This is a genomic window from Streptomyces sp. NPDC001851 (assembly GCF_040297165.1).
Lineage (GTDB): Bacteria > Actinomycetota > Actinomycetes > Streptomycetales > Streptomycetaceae > Streptomyces.
This window is the reverse complement of sequence record NZ_JBEOYR010000008.1, coordinates 44,706-66,494: the sequence shown is the minus strand read 5'-3', so window position 1 is coordinate 66,494 and position 21,789 is coordinate 44,706. Positions and strand designations below refer to the sequence as shown.

Below are 21,789 nucleotides of genomic sequence, written 5' to 3'. Positions count from 1 at the left end.
TAAGGGAAGGAGCCCCTACGCGCCGACGGAGTCGACCGTTCCCGCGCCCACGGTCCGGCCGCCCTCCCGGACGGCGAACCCGAGCCCCGGCTCCAGCGGAACCTCCCGCCCCAGCTCGACGGTCATGGTCACCGTCTCCCCCGGCCGGGCGACCCCCGCCTCCCCGAGGTCGACCTGCCCCACCACATCCGCCGTACGGATGTAGAACTGCGGCCGGTACCCGCTCGCGACCGGCGTCGTACGACCCCCCTCGCGCCCCGACAGCAGATACACCCGTGCGGAGAACCGCCGGGCCGGCACCACACTGCCCGGTGCCGCCACGACATGCCCGCGCCGCACGGCGTCCCGCGGCACCCCCCGCAGCAGCACCGCCACGTTGTCCCCGGCCTGGGCCTCCTGCATCGGCCTGCCGAAGGTCTCCAGACCGGTGACCACGGTCTCCACGTCGGTGCCCGGCACGGACACCCGGTCCCCCAGGCGGAGCGTCCCGCGCTCCACCGCGCCCGTGACGACGGTGCCCCGCCCGGTGATGGTGAGCACGTTCTCCACCGGCAGCAGGAACGGCGCGTCCAGGTACCGCTCCGGCATGGGCACGTAGGTGTCCACCGCGTCGAGCAGCGCCTCCACCGACGCCGTCCAGCGCGGGTCGCCCTCCAGCGCCCTGAGACCCGAGACCCGTACGACGGGAAGGGAGTCACCGGGGTAGCCGTGGGTCGTGAGCAGGTCGCGGACCTCCAGCTCGACGAGGTCGACGAGTTCCTCGTCGTCCGTGCCGTCGGCCTTGTTGAGCGCGACGACGATGTGGTCGACGCCCACCTGCCGGGCGAGCAGCACGTGTTCCGCGGTCTGCGGCATGATCCCGTCGAGCGCGGAGACGACGAGGATCGCCCCGTCCAGCTGCGCGGCTCCGGTGACCATGTTCTTGACGTAGTCGGCATGGCCCGGCATGTCCACGTGGGCGTAGTGCCGGGTGTCGGTCTCGTACTCGACGTGCGCGATGTTGATGGTGATGCCGCGGGCGGCCTCCTCCGGGGCGCGGTCGATACGGTCGAACGGCACATAGTGGGTGGTGCCGCCGGTGCCGCGCTCGGCGAGGACCTTGGTGATGGCGGCGGTCAGGGTGGTCTTGCCGTGGTCGACGTGACCCATGGTGCCGATGTTCAGGTGCGGCTTGGTGCGCACATAGGCCGTTTTGGACATGGCTGTACCTCGAAGCCTTGGCTGGTGGTGACGGAACGCGGGACCCCGGGGGACGGGCCGACCCTCCCCCTGCGGGGTCCGCCGGACGTTCCGGAGAGGGTCAGCTTCGGGCGCCGTCGACAGCGGCCGCGAGGATCGGGACGGCAGCCTTCGGCGCATCCGCGACGGCGGATGCTGCGAGGAGGAAGGCATACCGGGACATGCCGTCGATCATCGTCGACGCCATGTCCGGCGTCGAATGGTTTTCCGCCGCGGGGCCGCCCCCCACGGTCCGGCGTACCTCCCGACGCGGGTTGCACCCCCTCCCCTGCGGGCGTTCCCTGGAAGTACCGGCGGTGAAGTGGGCCGCCCCCTCCTCTCCGCCGTCGTCCAGCGCTCGACGCGGAGGTGACAGAGGTGAAAGCGGTCGTCTACGAAGAGCCTTTCAGTGTGGCGGTGAAGGACGTCCAGGACCCTCGGATCCAGCACCCCAACGATGTGCTCGTACGGGTCACCTCGACCGCCATATGCGGCTCGGACCTGCACATGTACGAGGGCCGCACGGCGGCCGAGTCGGGCATCGTCTTCGGACACGAGAACCTCGGCATCATCGAGGAGGTCGGCAGCGGCGTGACCTCCCTGTCCGAGGGCGACCGTGTCGTGATGCCCTTCAACGTCGCCTGCGGATTCTGCAAGAACTGTCTCGCCGGAAGGACCGGCTTCTGCCTGACGGTCAACCCCGGGTTCGCCGGCGGGGCCTACGGCTATGTGGCGATGGGCCCGTTCATCGGCGGCCAGGCCGAGCTGCTCCGGGTGCCCTACGCCGACTTCAACTGCCTGAAGCTGCCGCCGGGCGAGGAGTTCGAGACGGATTTCGTGCTGCTCGCCGACATCTTCCCGACCGGCTACCACGGCTGCGAACTCGCCCAGGTCTCCCCCGGTGAGAGCGTGGCCGTCTACGGCGCCGGACCGGTGGGCCTGATGGCCGCCTACTCGGCGCTGCTGCGCGGTGCGGCGAAGGTCTTCTCGGTCGACCGGGTGCCCGAGCGGCTCGCCAAGGCGGAGGAGATCGGAGCCATCCCCATCGACTTCACCAAGGGCGACCCGGCGGAACAGATCAAGGAACAGACCGGAGGTGAGGGAACCGACAAGGGCGTCGACGCCGTCGGCTACCAGGCCCAGGCACACGACGCCAGCCACGAGGAACCCGCCATCGTCCTCAATGAGCTGGTCCAGACGGTACGGCCGACGGGCATGCTCGGCGTACCGGGTCTGTACGTGCCCTCGGACCCCGGCGGTCCCGACGAGCACGCCAAGCACGGCCAGCTGCTGGTCTCCATCGGCAAGATGTTCGAGAAGGGCCAGCAGATGGGCACCGGTCAGTGCAACGTCAAGCGGTACAACCGCCAGCTGCGCGACCTGATCATCGCCGGGCGCGCCAAGCCCAGTTTCGTGGTCTCCCACGAGCTGCCGCTGGACCAGGCGCCCCAGGCGTACGAGAAGTTCGACAAGCGGATCGAGGGCTACACCAAGGTGGTACTCCACCCCGGTCACGCGCTCGCCGCGTGAGGCATCGAGCGACGGGTCCGGGTGCCCTGGGCGCCCGGACCCGTCGCGATGCGACGCTCTTGACGGCGATCACACACGCTCTTCGGTTAATGTCACCGGATGCTCGCTGCCAACCGCTCTGGCACCGCCACGGCCTCTCCCCGGGTCGCCGCCACGGAGCTCGCCGTTCCCGTGCCGCCCTCGTCCCGCGTCGGGTTCACCGGGCGTTGCCGGCGGGCGCTGGTCCATCCCTATGCCCGGCTGTCGCTGCTGGTCGCCCTGCTCGCCGGTGCCGCCGCGTGCGTGCTGGCCTTCGATCCGCAACGGCTGCTGACACACGGCTGGCCGCAGCAGCTCGGCGGGACCTCGGCGGCCGTGGTGTTCGCCGGGGGGTACGGGCTGTGCACCGTGGCGTTCGTACCGAGGCCCTTGCTCAACCTGGCGGCGGGCGCGCTGTTCGGCTCGCAGCTGGGGCTGTGGACGGCGCTGGCCGGCACCGTGCTCGGGGCGGGCGTGGCCTTCGGGTTGGGCCGGGCGCTCGGACAGGACGCGCTGCGCCCGCTGCTGCGGGGCCGCTGGCTGAAGGCGGTCGACGGACAGCTGAGCCGGCACGGATTCCGGTCCATGCTGGTGGCCCGGCTGTTCCCGGGCGCGCCGTTCTGGGCGGCGAACTACTGCGCCGCCGTCTCCCGGATGCGCTGGGGGCCGTTCCTGCTCGCCACGGCCCTCGGGTCGGTCCCGAACACCGCCGCCTACGCGGTGGCCGGCGCCCGCGCCTCGGCGCCGACGTCCCCCGCCTTCCTGATCGCGATGGCCGGCATCGCGGTACCGGCGCTGTTGGGCGCTGTGGTGGCCTGGCGCAAGCGGCATCATCTGCGCTCACGGTAGGCGCCCTGGAAGGGGCGCGGGGCTGTGCCGGTATGCGGCTCCGCCGTCCGGGCGCGACGAGCCCGGACGGCGCGGCAGCCGGCCGACGCCCCGGTGCGGCACGGCTCACACCGCTTCGAGCACCATCGCGTTGGCCAGCCCGCCCGCCTCGCACATGGTCTGCAGCCCGTAGCGGGCGCCGCGCTCGCGCATCGCGTGGACCAGGGTGGTGGTCAGCCGGGTGCCGCTGGCGCCGAGCGGGTGGCCGAGGGCGATGGCGCCGCCGTGCACGTTGACCCTGGCCAGGTCGGCGCCGGTCTCCTGCTGCCAGGCCAGCACCACACTGGAGAACGCCTCGTTGACCTCGAAGAGGTCGATGTCGTCCAGCCGCAGTCCGGCCCGGTGGAGCACCTTCTCGGTGGCCGGGATGACGCCGGTGAGCATCAGCAGCGGATCGGAACCGGTGACGGCGAAGCTGTGCAGGCGGGCGAGCGGGCGCAGGCCGAGGCGGGCCGCGATGTCGCCGGAGGTGATCAGCACGGCGGAGGCGCCGTCGTTGACGGGGCTGGCGTTGCCCGGGGTGACGTTCCACTCGATCTGCGGGAAGCGCTCGGCGAAGCCGGGGTCGTAGTAGGCGGGCTTCAGGCCGGCGAGGATCTCCGGAGTACTGCCGGGCCGTACGGACTCGTCGCGGGCGACGCCGTCCAGCGGCGCGACCTCGGCGTCGAAGAGACCTGCCTGCCACGCGGCGGCGGCCTTGTGGTGCGAGGAGACCGCGAACTCGTCCATCCTCGCGCGCGTGAGGGACCACTTGGCGGCGATCAGCTCGGCGCTGATGCCCTGCGGGACCAGGCCCTCCGGGTAGCGCTCGGCGACACCCGGGCCGAAGGGGTCCTTGCCGGCGGGCACGTTGGACCACATCGGCACCCGGCTCATCGATTCCACGCCACAGGCGACCACGAGGTCGTACGCGCCCGAGATCACGCCCTGCGCGGCGAAGTGCACGGCCTGCTGGGAGGAGCCGCACTGGCGGTCCACCGTGGTCGCCGGGACCGTCTCCGGGAAGCCGGCGGCGAGTACGGCGTACCGGCTGGTGTTCATGGCCTGCTCGCCGACCTGGTCGACGGTGCCGCCGATGACGTCGTCGATCAGTGCCGGATCGACGCCGGAGCGCTCGACCAGGGTGCGCAGGGTGTGGGCGAGCAGCTGGACGGGGTGGACGTGGGAGAGGGAGCCGTTCGGCTTTCCCTTGCCGATGGGGGTGCGTACGGCTTCGACGATCACTGCGTCGCGCATGGCGGGGGCCTCCTTGGCCGCCTGGCTGCCCGTGGCGGACCACGGCAGCTACCAGTGAGTAGGAAATCCAAACCCACGATAGCCGGGTAGGTTGGAAAATCAAACCCTCATTTAGACTGGCCTTCATGGCCGCCACGAGAGATCCGCGCCCCTGCTCCATCGCCGACGCCCTCGCAGTGGTCGGCGAGAAGTACTCCCTGCTCGTCCTGCGCGAGGTGTGCCTGGGCAACGGCCGCTTCGACCAACTCGTGCGCAACATCGGCGCCCCGCGCGACATCCTGGCCGCCCGGCTGCGCCGGCTCGTGGACGCCGGGATCCTCACCAAGCGCGCCTACAGCGAGCGCCCGCAGCGCTTCGAGTACCGGGCCACGCAGGCGGGACTGGAGCTGGAGCCGGTCCTGATGACGCTCAAGGAATGGGGCGACCGCCATCTCCGCAAGGGCATCGATCTGCCCATGGCCGTCGAGCACGCCTGCGGCAACGAACTCGTCCCGGTCGTCACCTGCCGGGCCTGCGGCGACGAGGTACGCCACAAGGACCTCACGGCCCGTCCGCAGGCGCCGGGCTGGACGCTCAGCGGCCCCGCGGCGGCGTAGCGCGCCGGCAAGGCCGCTACCGGCCGTCGCTCGCAGCAGGTCCGTCTGGTGGATGCCGTGGCCCATGGCCGGGCCGCCGCCCTCGGTGTGCCGGCGGCCCCGCCAGGGCACGGCACAGTAGGCGGCGTCCCGGTACCAGGTGGTCTGACAGTGCGCCACCAGAGGTCGCCCGAGGGCGCCTTCGGCGAGCAGCCGGCGCACATGCCGGACTCCGGAGCCGAACCCCGGCGCCGGAAGACGATCCCCGCGTACGGCCCGCCGTCCACGCCCTCCCGCGCCAGTCGGGCCAGGGCGGGCAGACGGGACCCGCGCCCGATGGCACCGGTACCGATGGCGGCGGCCCGGATCCGCCGGCCGGTGCGGGGAGTTGCCGAACGAGGGTGTGATGAGGGCGGGTTCAGCACTCCTCCGGTACGGCGGGGGGGCACACGGGCCGACCCGCTACGCTGACCTCGTAACTTGGTCATCCTTTTACCTCTCAGCACTTGGACGCCGTACCCCCATGTCTTGGTTCGCACATGTCTTGGCTTGAATCCCTCGTCCTCGGACTCGTCCAGGGGCTGACCGAGTTCCTGCCCGTCTCCTCCAGCGCCCATCTGCGGCTGACCGCGGCGTTCTCGGGCTGGGAGGACCCAGGGGCGGCCTTCACGGCGATCACCCAGATCGGCACGGAGACCGCGGTGCTGATCTACTTCCGCAAGGACATCGGCCGGATCGTCTCGGCCTGGTTCCGCTCGCTCTTCGACAGGGCCGTACGGCAGCACCACGACGCGCGGACGGGGTGGCTGGTGATCGTCGGCTCCATCCCGATCGGGGTGCTGGGCCTGACACTGAAGGACCAGATCGAGGGCCCCTTCCGCGATCTGCGGGTCACGGCGACCATGCTCATCGTCGTCGGCCTGGTCATCGGCGTCGCCGACCGTCTGGCGGCCCGCGACGAGACCGGTGGCCGGCACCGCGCACCCAAGCAGCGCAGGACACTGGAGAACCTGGGCGTCAAGGACGGCCTGGTCTACGGCCTGTGCCAGGCCTGCGCGCTCGTCCCCGGCGTCTCCCGCTCCGGCGCGACCATCAGCGGCGGCCTGTTCCTGGGCTACAAACGGGAGGCCGCGGCCCGCTACTCCTTCCTGCTCGCCGTCCCGGCGGTGCTCGCGTCGGGTGCGTTCGAGGTGAAGGACTCGGTGGGCGAGGGGAATGTGGCCTGGGGCCCGACCCTGTTCGCGACGGCCATCGCGTTCGCCTCGGGATACGCGGTGATCGCATGGTTCATGAAGTGGATCTCCCACAGGAGCTTCATGCCGTTCGTCTGGTACCGCGTGGCCCTCGGCCTCGTCATCATCGCCCTGGTCTCGGCGGACGCTCTGAGCCCGCACGCGGCGGAGCCGGCGGGCTGAGCGGCGGGTGCCGGTGACCAACCCCATACCTTCCCTGTAGCCGGACGGTAGCGCACTGTCAGTGCCTGGCCCTAGGCTGTCCGCATGTTCCCCGATTACCTGCCCTCTGGTTCCGTGCGCTCTGCCGCCGAGGTCAACGAGCAGATCCGGGCGCTGTGGCTGCGTGCGGGCGGCACCCTGTCGGCCCAGGAACGCGCGGAGTACGAGCAGTTGGTGGTCGAGTGGGCCGAGGCGATCCGCGGCGAGATCATCGAGGCGGCCTGACGCGGGGGTGCCCGCATGCGCGGCGAAAGCCGCTGGTGTGGGCGCGCTGTGTCGGACAGGCTGCGGTCCGTGGACTGGATGCCCCTGCTTTCCACACTGACCGGTGCCGCCATCGGTATCGCCGCAACCCTGATCGCCGATCGCAACCGGTGGCGACGGGAGGAAGCCAGGCACGCGCTGGAAATACGGCGCGAGGTGTACACCGAGTTCGTTTCCGCCCTCAAAGCCGCGGGCGAAGAGATACGGGCCGTCGCCTTGGGCGATCACATGTCCGCGTCGGCACGTGACGCGGCCGTACCGTTGCCCGCCGAGTAGCCGGCGGCCGGGGTCCGGGGCGCGTCCAGCGCCACGGAATATCCCGGCCCGGCCGAATGTCCCGGCACGCCTCTTGGCTCCGCGCCCGTGATGCCCAACACTGTGCCGATGACACAGCGCGCGGAGCTCGCGACCGTGATGGACCGGCTGGCCGTCGACGAGCTGATCACCGCGTACGCGGTGGCGGTGGACGACGGCGACTGGACGGCGTACCGAGGGCTGTTCACGGCGGACGGGCGGGCCGACTACCGTTCGGCCGGCGGCGTCGAGGGCGACGCGGGGCAGGTCGCCGGATGGCTCGCCGAGAGCCTCGCGCTGTTCGCCATGCGCCAGCATCTGATCGTCAACCGCCAGGTGCGGTTCGGTGTCCTGGACCACGACACGGGTGACACCGCCGCGGTGCGGGCCGACTACCTCAACCCGATGCGGTTCACGGGGGACGCCGGCCCCACCGCCCCCGACCTGGTCTGCGGCGGCCGCTACGCCTTCGCACTGCTGCGCACGTCGGAGGGGTGGCGCATGCGCGAGGTGATCGTCCACGAAAAATGGCGCCGACTGCCTGCGACCCCCTGAAGGGTGTTGCGGAAGGCTCGGTGGCGAGGACGGTGGTCAGTGAGACCCGCCGGGGGCCGTCGTGCCACGCGGCGCCGAGATCGGGATGTCGCGCACCTGCCGGGACATCGGCGCTCGGCAGGCGGTTCACGGGGGCTCTTCGGGGCGGGGTCGGCGGGGGGATCCGCGGGTCAGGAGATGCTGCCTCTCTTGGGCGTGGAGCTGACGCACGCGGCTTTCGCGGCCGGGCCGAGTTGGCGTCGAATGGCTGGAACCGCATCCCTGGAGGAGATCGCTCCGATCACGCACACTGGAGCCAGCGCTGGGTACGGAGGGTCCACATGAGGACGATCGACCGCTGGCTGACCTCCCCCTGGCGTCGCTCCTGCGCCGCCGCCCTCGCGGGTGCCCTGCCCGTGCTCGCCTTCCCCGCGCCGTCCCTGTGGTGGTTCGCGTACGTCGCCCTGGTCCCCTGGATCCTGCTGGCCCGCTCGGCCCCGACCGCCCGGCGGGCGGCGTACGACGGCTGGAGCGGCGGCTTCGGCTACCTGGTGGCCGTGCACCACTGGCTGCTGCCGAACCTGCACGTGTTCATCTTCCTGATCGCCGCCCTGCTCGGCGTGCTCTGGGCGCCCTGGGGCCTGCTGGTGCGCCGCTTCCTCGGCGGGCGGCCCGCGCCGGGCCGGGGCGCCGCCGCGCTGCTGGTGCTGCCGTCCGCCTGGCTGATGGCGGAGCTGGTGCGGTCCTGGCAGGGGCTCGGCGGGCCGTGGGGCATGCTGGGCGCCAGCCAGTGGCAGGTGTCGCCCGCGCTGCGGCTGGCCTCGGTCGGCGGGGTGTGGCTGCTCAGCTTCCTGATCGTGGCCGTGAACGTCGCGGCGGCCGTGCTGGTGTCGGTGCGGGCGTCCCGGGTCCCGGCCGTGGCCTCGCTGGTCGCCACGGCCGCCGCGGCCTCGGCCGCGTGGGCGTGGGCGCCGCGCCCGCAGACCGACGGCCAGGTCCGGATCGCCGTCGTACAGCCGGGGATCGTGGCCGGTCAGGACAGTGGCGACAAGCGTTTCGCCCGGGAGGAACAGCTGACCCGGCAGCTCGCCGGGCAGGGCGTCGACCTGGTCGTGTGGGGCGAGTCCAGCGTCGGCTTCGACCTGGACCACCGTCCCGACCTGGCCCGGCGGATCGCCGCGCTGTCCCGTCGCACCGGCGCCGACGTGCTGGTGAACGTGGACGCACGCCGCTCCGACCAGCCTGGCATCTACAAGAGTTCGGTGCTGGTCGGCCCGGAGGGCCCGACCGGCGAACGGTACGACAAGATGCGGCTCGTGCCCTTCGGCGAGTACATACCCGCCCGCTCGCTCCTCGGCTGGGCCACCTCGGTCGGCAGGGCGGCCGGCGAGGACCGCAGGCGCGGCACCGGGCAGGTCGTCATGAACGTCGGGCACGGGCTGCGGATCGGCCCGCTGATCTGCTTCGAGACCGCGTTCCCCGACATGAGCCGGCGCCTGGCACAGGACGGCGCGGACGTCCTGCTCGGCCAGTCCGCCACCTCCACCTTCCAGGGCAGCTGGGCGCCGGAGCAGCATGCCTCGCTGGCCGCGCTGCGAGCCGCCGAGACCGGCCGCCCGATGGTGCACGCGACCCTCACCGGTGTCTCGGCGGTGTACGGGCCGGGCGGGCAGCGGCTCGGGCCGTGGCTCGGCACGGACGCGAGCGCCGCGCACGTGTACGACGTACCGCTCGCGCACGGCGTCACGCCGTACGTCCGCTACGGCGACTGGACGGTGCACGGCGCGCTGCTGGTGCTGGCCGCGCTGGGCGCCTCGGAGGGCGTGCGGGCGTTCAGGATGCGACGAAGCGGTCCTGAACCGCTCGTACCACCCGCTCGCACAGCTCATGGGTCGCCAGCGCGTCCCGGGCGCTGAGCAGCTTGCCGGCGCGCACGGCGTCGAGGAAGGCGAGGACCGCCTGTTCGATGCCGCGCTGCCGGGCCACCGGCACCCAGTCACCGCGGCGGCGTACGGTCGGCTGGCCCTTGTGGTCGATCACCTCGGCCAGGTTGAGCACCTGCCGTTTGGTGTCCTGCCCGGAGACCTCCAGCACCTCCTCCGTGGAACCGCTGAGCCGGTTCATCACGCCGAGCGCGGTGAAGCCGTCGCCGCCCAGCTGCAGCACCACGTGGTGCAGCAGCCCGTCCCGGACGCGGGCGTGCACGGTAACGTCGTCCACCGGGCCGGGCGCCAGGAACCGCAGGGTGTCGACGACGTGGATGAAGTCGTCCAGGATCATCGAGCGCGGTTCCTCGGGCAGCCCGATCCGGTTCTTCTGCAACAGGATCAGCTCGCGCGGGTGCTCCAGGCACTGGGCGTACCCGGGCGCGTACCGGCGGTTGAAGCCGACGAACAGGGAGGCCCCGCGCTCCTCGGCGAGGCCCACCAGCCGCTCGGAGTCGGCGAGTTCGTAGGCGAGCGGCTTGTCCACGTACGTCGGTACGCCGGCCTGGAGCAGCCGGGTGACGATCTCGGGGTGGACGGCGGTGGGCGCGTGCACGAAGGCCGCGTCGAGGCCGGCGGCGAGCAGGGAGTCGAGCGTGGTGTGCCGCCGGCCGGCCGGCAGGTGCAGGGTGTCCGCGACCCGGTCGAGGGTGGCGGGCGTCCGCGTCTGCAGATGCAGTTCGATCCCCGGCTGGGTGCCCAGCACCGGCAGATACGCCTTCTGCGCGATGTCCCCGAGTCCGATGCAGCCGACCTTCACGTGCGCTCCCCTACCGCTTGGTTGCCTCCCCGGCAGCATACGGGGGCCGCCAGTCGGCGATGCCGTCGAAGCCGCGCAGGAACAGCCCGGGACCGGCCTTCGACAGGGCCGCGATCACGGTGTCGCGTACCGCGACGGCGACGGGGTTGCCGGCCATGTTCAGGCGGGCGACCTTGACGGCCTGGCGGGCGATGGCGGTGGTGCGCGGGAGGCGTGCGGCGGTGTAGGCGGCCAGGTCACCGGAGTGGTGGGCGAGCACCACGGCGTCCTCGATGGCCTGGTTGCCGCCCTGGCCGAGGGTCGGCGGCATGGCGTGGGCGGCGTCGCCCAGCAGGGCGACCCGGCCCAGGTGGTGGGCGGGCAGGGGCGTGGCGAGGTGGTGGACGTCGCGCCGGAGCACGTCCTCGGGGCGGGCCGCGGCGAGGACGGCGGGGACGGGCTCGTGCCAGTCGCCGAACCGGCGCAGCAGTTCGGCCTTCTCGTCGTCCGGGGCCCGCCCGCCGGCCGGGGTCCTGGCCGCCGCGTAGGCGTAGACCCGGCCGTCCTTGACCGGGTGGGTGCCCCAGATGCGGCCCCGGCCCCAGGTCTCGTGCGAGGCGAACGCGACGCCGGGCACGGGGATCAGCACCCGCCAGGTGGTGAACCCGGCGTACACCGGACCGGGATGCGCCGGGAACAGGGCGCCGCGCACCCGGGAGTTGATGCCGTCCGCGCCGACCACCAGCTCGGCCTCGGACTCGTCGTGGCCCGTGGTGACCCGGGCGGGGCGTCGGCCGTCGCCGGGGTCGGCGAGGGCCGCGACGGCCCCGGTGCGCACGGCACCGGGCGGGAGCAGGGCGGCGAGACGCTCGACCAGGGTGGCGCGGGGCAGCAGTACGAGGGGCCCGCCGAAGCGGGCGGCGGCCGCCTCGGCGCTGGAGCGGGACAGCCAGCGCCCGCCCGGGGTGCGCAGGCCGCCGTCCCCCTGCCAGGCGGCGAGGTCGCGGATCTCCTCGCCGATGCCGAGCACGTCCAGGGCGCGCAGGGCGTTGGGGGCGAGCGAGATGGCCGCGCCGACCGGTTCCAGGGATCCGGCCCGCTCCAGCACGGTCACGTCCCAGCCCCTGTGGTGCAGGGCCGCCGCCGCGGCCAGACCTCCGATGCCGCCACCGATGACGATCGCGCGCCCCGACTGAGCCATGTTTCCTCCCGCTCCCCGTGCACTACACCTGTAGTGATCTCGACTCTACTACAGCCGTAGTGGAACCGATAGGGTCGCCTCATGTCCGTACGCTCCACCAGCGCCTCCCGTGCCGATCTCGTCGCCGACGCCGCCCTCGCCCTGCTCGCCGAACGCGGGATGCGCGGGCTGACACACCGGGCGGTGGACGAGACGGCGGGGCTGCCGCCGGGCTCGACCTCGAATGTGGCGCGCACCCGGCAGGCGCTGCTGGAACTGGCGGTACGCCGGCACGCCGAGCGGGAGGCCCGGGTGCTGGACGTGGCGGAGCTGCCGGATCCGAGCGGCGGGGTCGACGCGCTGGCCGACGGACTGGCCCTCGCCGTGCACCGTTCCCTGACCCAGGGGCGCGAGCTGCTGATCGCCCGCTACGAACTCGCCCTGGAGGCCACCCGCCGCCCCGAACTGCGTGCCTTCTACGACCGGACCGGTGCCGTCTTCAAGGAACAGCTGGCCGGGCTGCTCACCGCCGCGGGCTCGCCCGACCCGTCCCGGCACGTGCTGTCCCTGGTCGCCTGGGCGGACGGACTGATGTTCTCGTGCGTGGCGGGTTCGTTCAGCGCACAGGTGCCGGGCCTGGAGGAGATCCGCAGCGGCCTGCGGGAACTGCTCGGGGGGCTGCTGGGCCGGTAAATGCCTGGTGAAGCCGGATGATCTTGCGTGAAGATGCGGGCATGACGACCGAACGCCGAGAGCCCGCCCTGAACGCCGGTGAACGCGAGATGCTGGAGGGCTGGCTGGACTACCACCGCCGGACCCTGGCCTGGAAGTGCGAGGGACTGAGCGACGAACAGTTGCGGACGGCGTCCGTGCCGCCCTCCGGGCTGTCCCTCATGGGGCTGGTGCGGCACATGGCGGAGGTGGAACGGGGCTGGTTCCGCAAGGTGCTGGTGGGCGACGACCCCGGCCCGATCTACTACAGCGACGAAGACCGGGACGGCGAGTTCCATCTCACCGAGACCGACACCTGGCAGGAGGCGTACACGACATGGCAGGCGGAGATCGACATCGCCCGGCGGAACGCGGCCGGTTTCGGGCTCGACGACCTGTCCAAGGGAAAGAGCAGGTTCACCGAGGACCCGTTCAGCCTGCGCTGGATCTACACGCACATGATCGAGGAGTACGCCCGGCACAACGGCCACGCCGATCTGGTCCGTGAGCGGATCGACGGCGCCACCGGCGACTGAACGTCACCTTCGGTACACCGGAATCCCCCGCAGGGGGCACGAGATCACCCGTGCGGGGGCATCGGCATCGGCTCCCTGCTGCCAAGCCGGGGGCCGAACCAGCAGAGTTGCGCGGGTGCATCGAACGACGACCACCGCAGTGCTCCTGGCCACCGTGGCCGTCTCGGCCCTCTCCGGCTGTGTGACGGTACAGGGCCCGGCGACACCCGCGCCGCCCCGCGACACGGCGCTCTCGCTGCCGACGGCGCCCCGGCCGGCCGGCAGCGCGGAGCCCCGTGTGGTGCAGGCACCGGCCCGGGAGGCACTGGAGATGACCGGCCCGTCCCACCATCCCAAGCGCCCGGGACCGGCGACGCCGCAGCACCGGGCCGAGGGACCCCCCGCGCCGCACCGGCCCGCGGTCGTCTCTCCTCCTCCCCCGCACCGGCGCCCCCGCCCCGAGCATCACCGGCGCTCGCACAGGGCCGGCCCCAACCTGCCGACCTCCGTCCCCGAGACCCCGGACGTGTGCGCCCTCGGCAGGAGGTACGGCGGCTGGCGCGCCGACAGCCCGGAGTCGCTGATCTGCGACCAGACGTACGGCCACTGACAGCCGGTCGGGCAGGACCGCTCAAGGGGCGCGGGGGTACGGCCGGGGCCGGCCCTAGTAGCCCAGCCGCAGCCCCAGGCGGTCGATCGCGGCCCGCACCCCCTCGCCGTAGCCGTCGTCGGCCAGCGTGTCCGCAGCCTCACGGGCGCGGCACAGATGGCTGCGGGCGGCCTCCGCGCGACCCAGCTTGACGTAGTCGGCGGCCAGATTGAGGTGCAGGGAGGGAAAGAAACCCCGGACGCTCGCCGGGCCGCCGCCGGTGCCGGAGTCCAGTTCCTCCGCCGCCGACAACGCCCTGAGATCCCAGGCGAGTTCGTCCTCGGGGTCGTCCTGGGTGTCCGCGAGGTAGTGGGCGAGGGTGCAGCGGTGCAGCGGCTCGCCGGACTCGCCGATCTCCGCCCACAGGTCCAGGAAACGGCTGCGGGCCTCCTCGCGGTCGCCGCCGTGGTGGAGCATCACGACCTGCCCGATCCGCGTCAGCATGGGATCCAGTGCCGCCTGCTCCTGCCGCTCCGTCACCGCGTCCTCCGGGCCGTCGTCGGTTGTCGGCTCCGACGCTAACCGGCTCCGCGGGTTTTGCGGGTCAGGCGGCGCCGTTGCGCCGGGGGTCGCCGGTGGCCTGCGGGCCCGTACGGCTGGTCGCGCCCGGGCCTCACGCCAGGTTCGGGATGCGCCAGTCGATCGGCTCATGCCCCTGCGCGGCGATCGCCTCGTTGATCTGGGTGAACGGGCGGGAGCCGAAGAACTTCTTCGCGGACAGCGGTGAGGGGTGCGCGCCCTTGACCACCACATGCCGGGTCTCGTCGATCAGCGGCAGCTTCTTCTGCGCGTAGTTCCCCCACAGGACGAAGACCGCCGGGTCGGGGCGGGAGGCCACCGCGCGGATGACGGCGTCGGTGAACTTCTCCCAGCCCTTGCCCTTGTGCGAGTTCGCCTCCCCGCCCCGGACCGTGAGGACCGCGTTGAGCAGCAGGACGCCCTGTCGGGCCCACGGCATCAGATAGCCGTTGTCCGGGACCGGCAGGCCCAGCTCCTCCTGCATCTCCTTGTAGATGTTGCGGAGCGAGGGCGGGGTCTTCACCCCGGGGCGGACCGAGAAGCACAGGCCGTGGCCCTGGCCCTCGCCGTGATAAGGGTCCTGACCGAGGACGAGGACCTTGACCTGCTCGTACGGCGTCGCGTCCAGCGCGGCGAAGACCTCCTCGCGCGGCGGATACACGGGGCCCTTCGCCCGCTCCTCCTCGACGAACTCGGTCAGCTCCTTGAAGTAGGGCTGCTGCAGCTCGTCGCCCAGAACCCCGCGCCAGGACTCGGGCAGCATGGCGATATCGGTCACGTCAACGTCCTCACGATGTCGATCAATTACGGCGTGCGGTCACTTCCGTTCTCAGAACCTACAGGCGACCACCGACAATCGGTGCCGCGAGGGCCGTGCCCCGTGCTCACCAGCTGGTCTTGCGGTGCAGTGTCCACATCATCATGATCGTCGACGGGTCGAGGGCCTGCTCGCCACCGGAGATGTCGTCGCTCGCGGCGACGAACTGCCTCCCCTGCCACAGCGGGATCAGCCGGGCGTCGTTCACCAGGAGCTGCTGGGCCTGCTCCATGTCCTTGACCGTCTGGGCACGGTCGCTCTCCGCACGCGAGTGGGGCAGCAACCGGCCGGTGATCTCCTTGGACGGGTAGGGCGTACCGAGCGCGTTGTGCTCGCCGACGAACGGGGCGATGAAGTCGTCCGCGTCGGGGAAGTCCGGGAACCAGCCGCGGCCGAACACGGGGTAGTCGCCCTTCTGGTAGCCGACCACGTAGGTCTTCCAGGGGCGGCTCTTGAGCGTGATGGTGAACAGCCCGGAAGCCTCCAGCTGCCGCTTCAGCTCCTGGAACATCAGTGCCGTCTCGGAGCCGTAGCGGTCGGTGGTGTACCAGAGGGTGAGCGGGACGCGCTGGTGGATGCCCGCGTCGGAGAGGATCTTGCGGGCCTTGGGGACGCTCGGGTCGCCGTAGTCGTCGAAGAAGCCGGTGGCGTGTCCGGTCAGGCCCTTGGGGACCATCGAGTACAGCGGGTCGACCGTGTCCTTGTAGACCTTGTGCGCGATGGCGCCCCGGTCGACGATCTGGGCGACGGCCTTGCGTACGGCGGGCTCCTTGGCCCAGGGGTCCCTGGGGTTGAACACCAGGTAGCTGATGTCGGTGCCGGCGCCGTCGACCAGCTGGAGGTCGGTGTCGGCGTGCTGCTGGAGGGCGAGGATGTCGTCGGCGGCGAGACCGCGGTAGGTCACGTCGATCTGCTTGTCGCGCAGCGCCTTGACCATGCCGGCCGAGTCCTGGAAGTAGCGGATGGTCACCGCGTCGTTCTGCCGCTTGGCGAAGCCCTGGTAGTTGCCGTTGCGGACCAGGACGGCCTGCTGGTCGTCCTCGTACGACTGGAGCTCGTACGGTCCGGAGCCGTACACCTTGTCGTCCTTGCGCAGGGAGCGCGCCGGGTAGTCGTCCGGGTCGACGATCGACATGGCGGGGGTGGCCAGCACGAAGGGGAAGGTGGCGTCGGGCTGGTTGAGGTGGAAGACGATCTCGCGGTCGCCGAGCGCCTCCACCCGGTCCAGGCTGCCGAGCAGTCCGGAGGGGCCGCTGGGAGCGGCGATGGTGCGGATGCGGTCGATGGAGTACTTGACGGCCCGGGCGTTCAGCGGGTCGCCGTCGGCGAACTTCATGCCCGCGCGCAGCGTGCAGCTGTAGGTGCGGCTGGAGGAGTCCGTGAAGGAGCAGCGCTGGGCGGCGTCGGGCTGGGGGGTCGTGGCACCGTTGGGGTAGGCGAGCAGTGTCTGGAAGATGTTCCGGTACAGCTCCCAGGAGCCGTCATAGGCACCGGCGGGGTCCAGCGTGCTGGGGGCGCTGGTGGTGCCCACGACGATCGGCCCCTTGCCGCCGCCGTCACCGCCGGACAGCAGGCTGCAGCCGGCCACCAGGGATATGGACGCGATCGCCGCGACTCTCCGCAGGAATCGGTTCCGGTTGAACACGCGCACGCTCCTCGATCTGCCATACCAAGGGTCGGCAGACCATACCGCAGCGTTCGGTCCTCTGAACCGCCCCTGAAACGGGGCTTCTTGATCGACTTCGTCATGACGACGTTGTCAGTCCGCTGTGCGGACTCCCTGGGCCCTCCCGGGCGCCGATCTGTCCGAAAATCGACGCCCGGGAGGTCGCTCACACTCCGGCGTTCAGGAAGATGCCGCCGTCCACGACGAGCGTCTGACCGGTGATCCAGTCGGACTGCCCGGAAGTGAGGAAGGCCGCGGCGCCGCCGATGTCGGAGGGCACGCCGAGCCGGCCGAGCGGGTAGGCGGCGGCCGCCTCCTCCTCGCGGTTCTCGTACAGGGCCTGCGCGAACTTGGTCTTGACCACGGCCGGGGCGATCGCGTTGACCCGCACCCTGGGCGCGAACTCGTGCGCCAGCTGCTGGGTCAGGTTGATCATCGCGGCCTTGCTGACACCGTAGGCGCCGATGAACGGCGAGGGCGCGAGGCCCGCGATCGACGCGATGTTGACGATCGCGCCGCCGTTGTCCTTCTGCCAGGCGTGCCAGGTCTTCTGGGCGAAGCCGAGCGCGGAGATCACGTTGGTCTCGAAGACCTTGCGGGCCACGTCCAGGTCGAGGTCCGCGAGGGGGCCGAAGACCGGGTTGGTGCCCGCGTTGTTGACCAGGAAGTCCAGGCGGCCGAAGGCCTCCATGGTGCGCTCGACGGCCTCGGCCTGGTGGTCGAGGTCGTGTGCCTTGCCCGCGACGGCGATGACCCGGTCCGAGCCGAGCCTCTCGGCGGCCTCCTTCAGGGCGTCCTCGCCCCGGCCGGTGATGCACACGCGGTCGCCGCGGGCGACGAGGGCCTCGGCGACGCCGTAGCCGATGCCGCGGCTGGCGCCCGTGACCAGGGCGACCTTGCCCGACAGCGCGGGCGGTTCAGCGGAAGTCATGTACCCGTGTCCCTTAGTTGAGCGGTCCGCCGGCGACGTACAGCACCTGGCCGGAGACGAAGCCGGCGGCCTCGCCGGTGAAGAAGGCGATGGCGTTGGCGATGTCCTCGGGCTCACCGACGCGCTGCACCGGGATCTGCGTGGCGGCGGCCTTCTTGAAGTCCTCGAAGTCCATCTTGACGCGGTCGGCGGTGGCCTTGGTCATCTCGGTGGCGATGAAGCCCGGGGCGACGGCGTTGGCGGTGATGCCGAACTTGCCCAGCTCGATGGCGAGGGTCTTGGTGAAGCCCTGCAGGCCCGCCTTGGCGGCGGAGTAGTTGACCTGGCCGCGGTTGCCGAGCGCCGAGGAGGAGGAGAGGTTGACGATCCGGCCGAAGCCCGCGTCGACCATGTGCTTCTGCACGGCCTTGGTCATCAGGAAGGAGCCGCGCAGGTGGACGTTCATGACGGTGTCCCAGTCGGAGACGCTCATCTTGAACAGCAGGTTGTCGCGGAGTACGCCCGCGTTGTTGACCAGGATCGTCGGCGCGCCGAGCTCCTCGACGATCCGGGCCACGGCCGCCTCGACCTGTGCCTCGTCGGAGACGTCGGCGCCGACCGCGATGGCCTTGCCACCGGCCGCGGTGATCTTCTCGACGGTGTCCTTGCAGGCGGCTTCGTCGAGGTCGATCACGGCGACGGCGCGGCCCTCGGCGGCCAGTCGTACGGCGGTGGCGGCGCCGATGCCGCGCGCCGCGCCGGTGACTACCGCGACCCGCTGTTCAGTGGTGGACATTGCTGCTTCTCCTCGCCCTTGAGAGAACCTGTCAGGCCCTTCGGGGGACCTCATGGTGCGGTGAGCGACCGCTTAGTACCTTCAGTACAGGTGACGCTAGAAGCCCTGGCACCCGGTGTCAACGGCCCACCCGGCCGTTGTGATCCATTACCTCACCAGGAGGTCCAGCAAGCGCTCCGACTCGGCGGCCGGGTCGGTGGTGAGCCCCGTGTGCACGGGGCCGGGCTGGACGACGGTGGAACGGGGCGCGATCAGCCAGCGGAAGCGCCGCCCGGCGTCGTCCCGGGCCGCCTGCCCCGCCTCCTCGCCGCCCGCGCAGTGCCGCTCGACCGCGTCGAGCGCGGCCCGGATCCCGGCCACGTCGGCCCGCGGGTCGAGGGCGAGCAGCCGGGCCTCGTCGAGATGGGTACGGGCGCCGACGTAGCCCCGCGCACGGCTGTAGACGACCACACCCGCGTTGATGCACTCGCCGCGCTCCACGCGCGGTACGACCCGCAGCAGCGCGTACTCGAACACGTCCCGGTCGCCGCCCTGGCCCGCCCGGGTGATGTGCCGCTCGGTGACATGGCCGGCCATGTGGATGTGGGTCTCGCTCACTTGGTCCCCTCGATGCCGGTGATGCGTTCGTGGACGGCTTCGGCCCGCGCGAGCAGGGGTCGCGCGTAGGCCCGCCGCAGCTCGTCCGGGGTGTCGAAGCCCGGTTCGCCGGCGAGCCAGGCGTCGGGGATCTCGGCGGTGACCTCGGCCAGGAGGTCCTCGGTGACCCGGGGCGCCAGCTGAGCCGCGGCGGCGGTGACGTCCGGGGCGAAGCGGGCGAGGGCGTGGTCACCGGCGTCGTAGGGGCGGGCCGCGGAGGCCTCGGCGGCGGGCCAGTTGTGGTGCCAGATCATCGTCGCGCCGTGGTCGATGAGCCACAGCTCTCCGCCGTGCACGAGGAGGTTGGGGTTGCGCCAGGAGCGGTCCACGTTGTTGATCAGCGCGTCGAACCAGACGATCCGGCCGGCCTCCTCGGGGCTCACCGGGAAGGCGAGCGGGTCGTAGCCGAGGGCGCCGGAGAGGAAGTCCATGCCGAGGTTGGTGCCGCCGCTGGACCTGAGCAGGTCCTGCACCTGCGGTTCGGGTTCGCCGAGTCCGAGGACCGGGTCCAGCTGGACGGTGACCAGTCGCGGCATCCGGAATCCGAGGCGGCGGGCGAGTTCGCCGCACACCACCTCGGCGACCAGCGTCTTGCGGCCCTGTCCGGCGCCGGTGAACTTCATGACGTAGGTCCCGAAGTCGTCTGCCTCGACGAGCCCCGGCAGCGAGCCCCCCTCACGCAGCGGCGTGATGTAGCGGGTCGCGGTGACTTCCTTGAGCATCGACCCAGGTTACTGGGATCGCAGTGGGTGCCGGGATGGGGCCGGCAGCAGATCGGCAGCCGCGGCTCACGGCCGTCCCAGGCCCGGACGGCGAGGATCTGGGCGCCCGTCTGAACGGGTGGCGCCCCGCCGCCGTACCCCTGGGCGGATCACGAGAAGCTCCGCGGAAGGAACGCCACATGACCAGCGCATCGTCCCAGCCGGCCACCGGACCCGCCCGCCGTACCGTCGTGGCGGCGGCCGGAGCGGCGGGGCTCGCCGCCGCGCTGACCGCCTGCGGTTCGGGCGACAACTCGGCGGACACGGCCGGCTCCGGTTCCGCCGGCACGACGGGCACCACCGGCTCCACCGGGACCACGGGCGGCACCGGCTCCACGGGGGCCGCGCAGAACGGCGGCGGCTCCGCCGGCGGCACCGCGCTCGCCAAGACCTCCGACATCCCCGAGGGCGGCGGCAAGATCTTCAAGGACCGGGGTGTCGTGGTCACCCAGCCGGCGGCAGGCCAGTTCAAGGCCTTCTCGTCCAAGTGCACCCACCAGGGGTGTGCCGTGGGCAGCGTGGCGAACGGCGTGATCGTGTGCCCGTGCCACAACAGCCACTTCTCCGCCGAGGACGGCAGTGTGAAGAAGGGTCCCGCGACCCAGCCGCTGCCCGCCGCGAAGATCACCGTCTCCGGCGACGAGATCAAGCTGGCCTGAGCGTCTCACCTCCGTGACCGCTTGAGGTGGCCGAGCACCTCGTCGGTGGTCGAGACCGTGGCGACCAGCGCGAGCGTGTGCCGGATCATCGCGTGCGTGTAGTCGGCGGGCACCCCCGCGATGGCGTCGGCCGGGACGACGGCGGTGTAGCCGAGGTTGACCGCGTCGAACACCGCGTTGGGGATCGCCACGTTGGCGGAGACGCCGGTGACGATCAGTGTGCGGCAGCCGAGGTTGCGCAGCAGGGCGTCGACGTCGGTGCCGTGGATCGGGGACAGGCCGTGCAGCCGGCGTACGACGAGGTCCTCCTCGGCGACCTCGATGGGCGGCGCGACGCGCACCGCCGTGCTGCCGCTGAGCTGCTGCACGGGAAGCCGTTCGGCGGCCCGGAACAGCCGGGCGTTGCGGCTCGCGCCCCGGCCGTCCGGGCGGCGCTCGGCGACTGCGTGGACGACCTGGACGCCGGTCTCGTGGGCGGCGGCGACGAGCCGGGCCACCCGGTGCAGCGCGCCTGAGGAGCGGGCCTCGCGGGCCAGTTCCGGCAGCGCGCTGTCCGGTCCGACGACGCCCTGCTGGCACTCCACGGTGAGCAGGACGGTGTGCACGGGGTCGAGGAGTTCGCTGAGCTGTTCGTGCGCCGGCATGGCACGCCCCTTTTGCAGACGACCCGTTCTCTTTTCTGACGTGTTGTCAGAGGATCTCCAGGACACGATAGTTCTCTGGCACGACGTGGGAGAAGAGGGGGCCGCATGACCGTCATTCAGCAGCGCCGGGGCCGGAAGATCATGATGACGCCCGGCGAGCTGGACGCGTTCCTGACCAGTCAGCGCACCTGCCGGGTCGCGACCGTCTCGGCGGACGGCACACCGCATGTCAGCGCGCTCTGGTTCGCCTGGGACGGCACCTCGCTGTGGCTGTACTCGGTGGTGCGCAGCCGGCGCTGGGCACAGCTGCGCCGCGATCCGCGGGTGGCCGTCGTGATCGACTCGGGCGAGGAGTACGACCAGTTGCGCGGCGTCGAGCTGTCCGGCCGGGTGGAGTTCGTGGGCGAGGTGCCGCGCACCGGGGAGCTGTGCGCCGAACTCGACACGGCCGAGACGCTGTTCGCGCGGAAGAACTTCGGCCTGGACGAGATGCCGCACGACGGCCGGCACGCCTGGGCCCGGCTGACCCCGGAGAAGATCGTCTCCTGGGACTTCCGGAAGCTGGGCGGCGCGTAGGGTCCTTCCGCTGGA

Annotated in this window: 26 protein-coding genes and 1 pseudogene; 13 read left to right on the top strand and 14 right to left on the bottom strand. The window is 71.8% G+C overall.

Translation table 11 applies throughout. The features are described 5' to 3' along the window. Positions 1-15 precede the first annotated feature (15 nt). Positions 16-1,200, bottom strand: a complete 1,185-nt coding sequence (gene tuf, locus ABT171_RS13590; protein WP_351243097.1) for an elongation factor Tu — start codon at positions 1,198-1,200, stop codon at positions 16-18. Between the two features lie 100 nt (positions 1,201-1,300). Next, on the bottom strand, positions 1,301-1,468 hold the full coding sequence (locus ABT171_RS13585; RefSeq protein WP_351243590.1) for a hypothetical protein: 168 nt from the start codon (positions 1,466-1,468) through the stop codon (positions 1,301-1,303). A gap of 128 nt (positions 1,469-1,596) precedes the next feature. On the opposite strand from ABT171_RS13585, the gene ABT171_RS13580 reads away from it, so the two are divergent. Then, positions 1,597-2,748, top strand: a complete 1,152-nt coding sequence (locus tag ABT171_RS13580) for a glutathione-independent formaldehyde dehydrogenase (RefSeq protein WP_351243095.1) — start codon at positions 1,597-1,599, stop codon at positions 2,746-2,748. A gap of 99 nt (positions 2,749-2,847) precedes the next feature. Further along, positions 2,848-3,615 carry a TVP38/TMEM64 family protein gene (locus ABT171_RS13575; RefSeq protein WP_351243093.1) on the top strand — a complete coding sequence of 256 codons (768 nt, stop codon included), beginning with the start codon at positions 2,848-2,850 and terminating at the stop codon, positions 3,613-3,615. Between the two features lie 105 nt (positions 3,616-3,720). Here ABT171_RS13575 and ABT171_RS13570 read toward each other — a convergent pair whose 3' ends face one another. Further along, a complete protein-coding gene (locus ABT171_RS13570; RefSeq protein ID WP_351243091.1) occupies positions 3,721-4,890 on the bottom strand; it encodes a thiolase family protein in 1,170 nt (389 codons plus the stop codon). Positions 4,891-5,015: 125 nt separating this feature from the next. Here ABT171_RS13570 and ABT171_RS13565 point away from each other — a divergent pair, with 125 nt between their 5' ends. After that, positions 5,016-5,486, top strand: a complete 471-nt coding sequence (locus ABT171_RS13565) for a winged helix-turn-helix transcriptional regulator (protein WP_351243089.1) — start codon at positions 5,016-5,018, stop codon at positions 5,484-5,486. A 33-nt stretch (positions 5,487-5,519) separates the two neighbouring features. Here ABT171_RS13565 and ABT171_RS13560 read toward each other — a convergent pair. Continuing rightward, positions 5,520-5,953, bottom strand: a pseudogene (locus ABT171_RS13560) (Gfo/Idh/MocA family protein); the annotation flags it as partial. Positions 5,954-6,004: 51 nt separating this feature from the next. On the opposite strand from ABT171_RS13560, the gene ABT171_RS13555 reads away from it, so the two are divergent. The 5 genes from ABT171_RS13555 (at position 6,005) to lnt (ending at position 9,927) form a co-directional block, all read left to right on the top strand. Then, the gene (locus ABT171_RS13555; RefSeq protein WP_351243087.1) at positions 6,005-6,880 is read left to right on the top strand and encodes an undecaprenyl-diphosphate phosphatase; all 876 of its coding nucleotides are present in this window, start codon (positions 6,005-6,007) and stop codon (positions 6,878-6,880) included. Between the two features lie 84 nt (positions 6,881-6,964). After that, on the top strand, positions 6,965-7,144 hold the full coding sequence (locus ABT171_RS13550; RefSeq protein WP_351243085.1) for a hypothetical protein: 180 nt from the start codon (positions 6,965-6,967) through the stop codon (positions 7,142-7,144). A 69-nt stretch (positions 7,145-7,213) separates the two neighbouring features. Next, a complete protein-coding gene (locus ABT171_RS13545; protein WP_351243083.1) occupies positions 7,214-7,459 on the top strand; it encodes a hypothetical protein in 246 nt (81 codons plus the stop codon). A gap of 108 nt (positions 7,460-7,567) precedes the next feature. Next, on the top strand, positions 7,568-8,032 hold the full coding sequence (locus tag ABT171_RS13540; RefSeq protein WP_351243081.1) for a nuclear transport factor 2 family protein: 465 nt from the start codon (positions 7,568-7,570) through the stop codon (positions 8,030-8,032). 320 nt (positions 8,033-8,352) lie between these two features. Next, positions 8,353-9,927, top strand: a complete 1,575-nt coding sequence (gene lnt / locus ABT171_RS13535) for an apolipoprotein N-acyltransferase (protein WP_351243079.1) — start codon at positions 8,353-8,355, stop codon at positions 9,925-9,927. On the opposite strand, the gene ABT171_RS13530 is transcribed toward lnt, so the two are convergent. Further along, on the bottom strand, positions 9,845-10,756 hold the full coding sequence (locus tag ABT171_RS13530; RefSeq protein ID WP_351243078.1) for a Gfo/Idh/MocA family protein: 912 nt from the start codon (positions 10,754-10,756) through the stop codon (positions 9,845-9,847). The two genes, lnt and ABT171_RS13530, sit on opposite strands and share 83 nt — an antisense overlap. Positions 10,757-10,766: 10 nt before the next feature. After that, the gene (locus ABT171_RS13525; protein ID WP_351243076.1) at positions 10,767-11,936 is read right to left on the bottom strand and encodes an FAD-dependent monooxygenase; all 1,170 of its coding nucleotides are present in this window, start codon (positions 11,934-11,936) and stop codon (positions 10,767-10,769) included. Positions 11,937-12,017: 81 nt separating this feature from the next. Here ABT171_RS13525 and ABT171_RS13520 point away from each other — a divergent pair, with 81 nt between their 5' ends. The 3 genes from ABT171_RS13520 to ABT171_RS13510 all read left to right on the top strand — a co-directional run bounded on the left by ABT171_RS13520 (position 12,018) and on the right by ABT171_RS13510 (position 13,751). Beyond that, entirely contained in the window at positions 12,018-12,608 is a 591-nt protein-coding gene (locus ABT171_RS13520; protein WP_351243074.1) for a TetR/AcrR family transcriptional regulator, read from the top strand. Between the two features lie 41 nt (positions 12,609-12,649). Next, positions 12,650-13,162: a DinB family protein gene (locus ABT171_RS13515; protein WP_351243072.1), complete on the top strand. Its 513-nt coding sequence runs from the start codon at positions 12,650-12,652 to the stop codon at positions 13,160-13,162. Positions 13,163-13,277: 115 nt separating this feature from the next. Beyond that, complete coding sequence (locus tag ABT171_RS13510; protein ID WP_351243070.1) at positions 13,278-13,751, top strand: hypothetical protein; 474 nt, start codon at positions 13,278-13,280, stop codon at positions 13,749-13,751. 54 nt (positions 13,752-13,805) lie between these two features. Here ABT171_RS13510 and ABT171_RS13505 read toward each other — a convergent pair whose 3' ends face one another. The 7 genes from ABT171_RS13505 to ABT171_RS13475 form a co-directional block, all read right to left on the bottom strand. Further along, a complete protein-coding gene (locus ABT171_RS13505; RefSeq protein ID WP_351243068.1) occupies positions 13,806-14,270 on the bottom strand; it encodes a hypothetical protein in 465 nt (154 codons plus the stop codon). Between the two features lie 133 nt (positions 14,271-14,403). After that, positions 14,404-15,087 carry a uracil-DNA glycosylase gene (locus ABT171_RS13500; protein ID WP_351243066.1) on the bottom strand — a complete coding sequence of 228 codons (684 nt, stop codon included), beginning with the start codon at positions 15,085-15,087 and terminating at the stop codon, positions 14,404-14,406. Between the two features lie 106 nt (positions 15,088-15,193). Beyond that, positions 15,194-16,771 carry an ABC transporter substrate-binding protein gene (locus ABT171_RS13495; protein WP_351243064.1) on the bottom strand — a complete coding sequence of 526 codons (1,578 nt, stop codon included), beginning with the start codon at positions 16,769-16,771 and terminating at the stop codon, positions 15,194-15,196. 187 nt (positions 16,772-16,958) lie between these two features. Then, a complete protein-coding gene (locus tag ABT171_RS13490; protein ID WP_351243062.1) occupies positions 16,959-17,723 on the bottom strand; it encodes an SDR family oxidoreductase in 765 nt (254 codons plus the stop codon). A gap of 13 nt (positions 17,724-17,736) precedes the next feature. Then, entirely contained in the window at positions 17,737-18,498 is a 762-nt protein-coding gene (gene fabG / locus ABT171_RS13485; protein ID WP_351243060.1) for a 3-oxoacyl-ACP reductase FabG, read from the bottom strand. Positions 18,499-18,645: 147 nt separating this feature from the next. Then, positions 18,646-19,095, bottom strand: coding sequence for a DUF3037 domain-containing protein (locus ABT171_RS13480; protein ID WP_351243058.1), 450 nt, complete (start codon positions 19,093-19,095; stop codon positions 18,646-18,648). Next, complete coding sequence (locus ABT171_RS13475) at positions 19,092-19,856, bottom strand: HipA family kinase (protein WP_351243056.1); 765 nt, start codon at positions 19,854-19,856, stop codon at positions 19,092-19,094. Before ABT171_RS13475 ends, ABT171_RS13480 begins: the two co-directional genes overlap by 4 nt. 179 nt (positions 19,857-20,035) lie before the next feature. Here ABT171_RS13475 and ABT171_RS13470 point away from each other — a divergent pair, with 179 nt between their 5' ends. Next, positions 20,036-20,554 (top strand): Rieske (2Fe-2S) protein, encoded by a 519-nt coding sequence (locus ABT171_RS13470; protein ID WP_351243054.1) that lies wholly within the window; start codon positions 20,036-20,038, stop codon positions 20,552-20,554. A 5-nt stretch (positions 20,555-20,559) separates the two neighbouring features. Here ABT171_RS13470 and ABT171_RS13465 read toward each other — a convergent pair whose 3' ends face one another. Beyond that, on the bottom strand, positions 20,560-21,198 hold the full coding sequence (locus ABT171_RS13465) for a cysteine hydrolase family protein (protein WP_351243052.1): 639 nt from the start codon (positions 21,196-21,198) through the stop codon (positions 20,560-20,562). Between the two features lie 105 nt (positions 21,199-21,303). Here ABT171_RS13465 and ABT171_RS13460 point away from each other — a divergent pair, with 105 nt between their 5' ends. Then, positions 21,304-21,774 carry a pyridoxamine 5'-phosphate oxidase family protein gene (locus ABT171_RS13460; protein ID WP_351243050.1) on the top strand — a complete coding sequence of 157 codons (471 nt, stop codon included), beginning with the start codon at positions 21,304-21,306 and terminating at the stop codon, positions 21,772-21,774. Positions 21,775-21,789 lie beyond the last annotated feature (15 nt).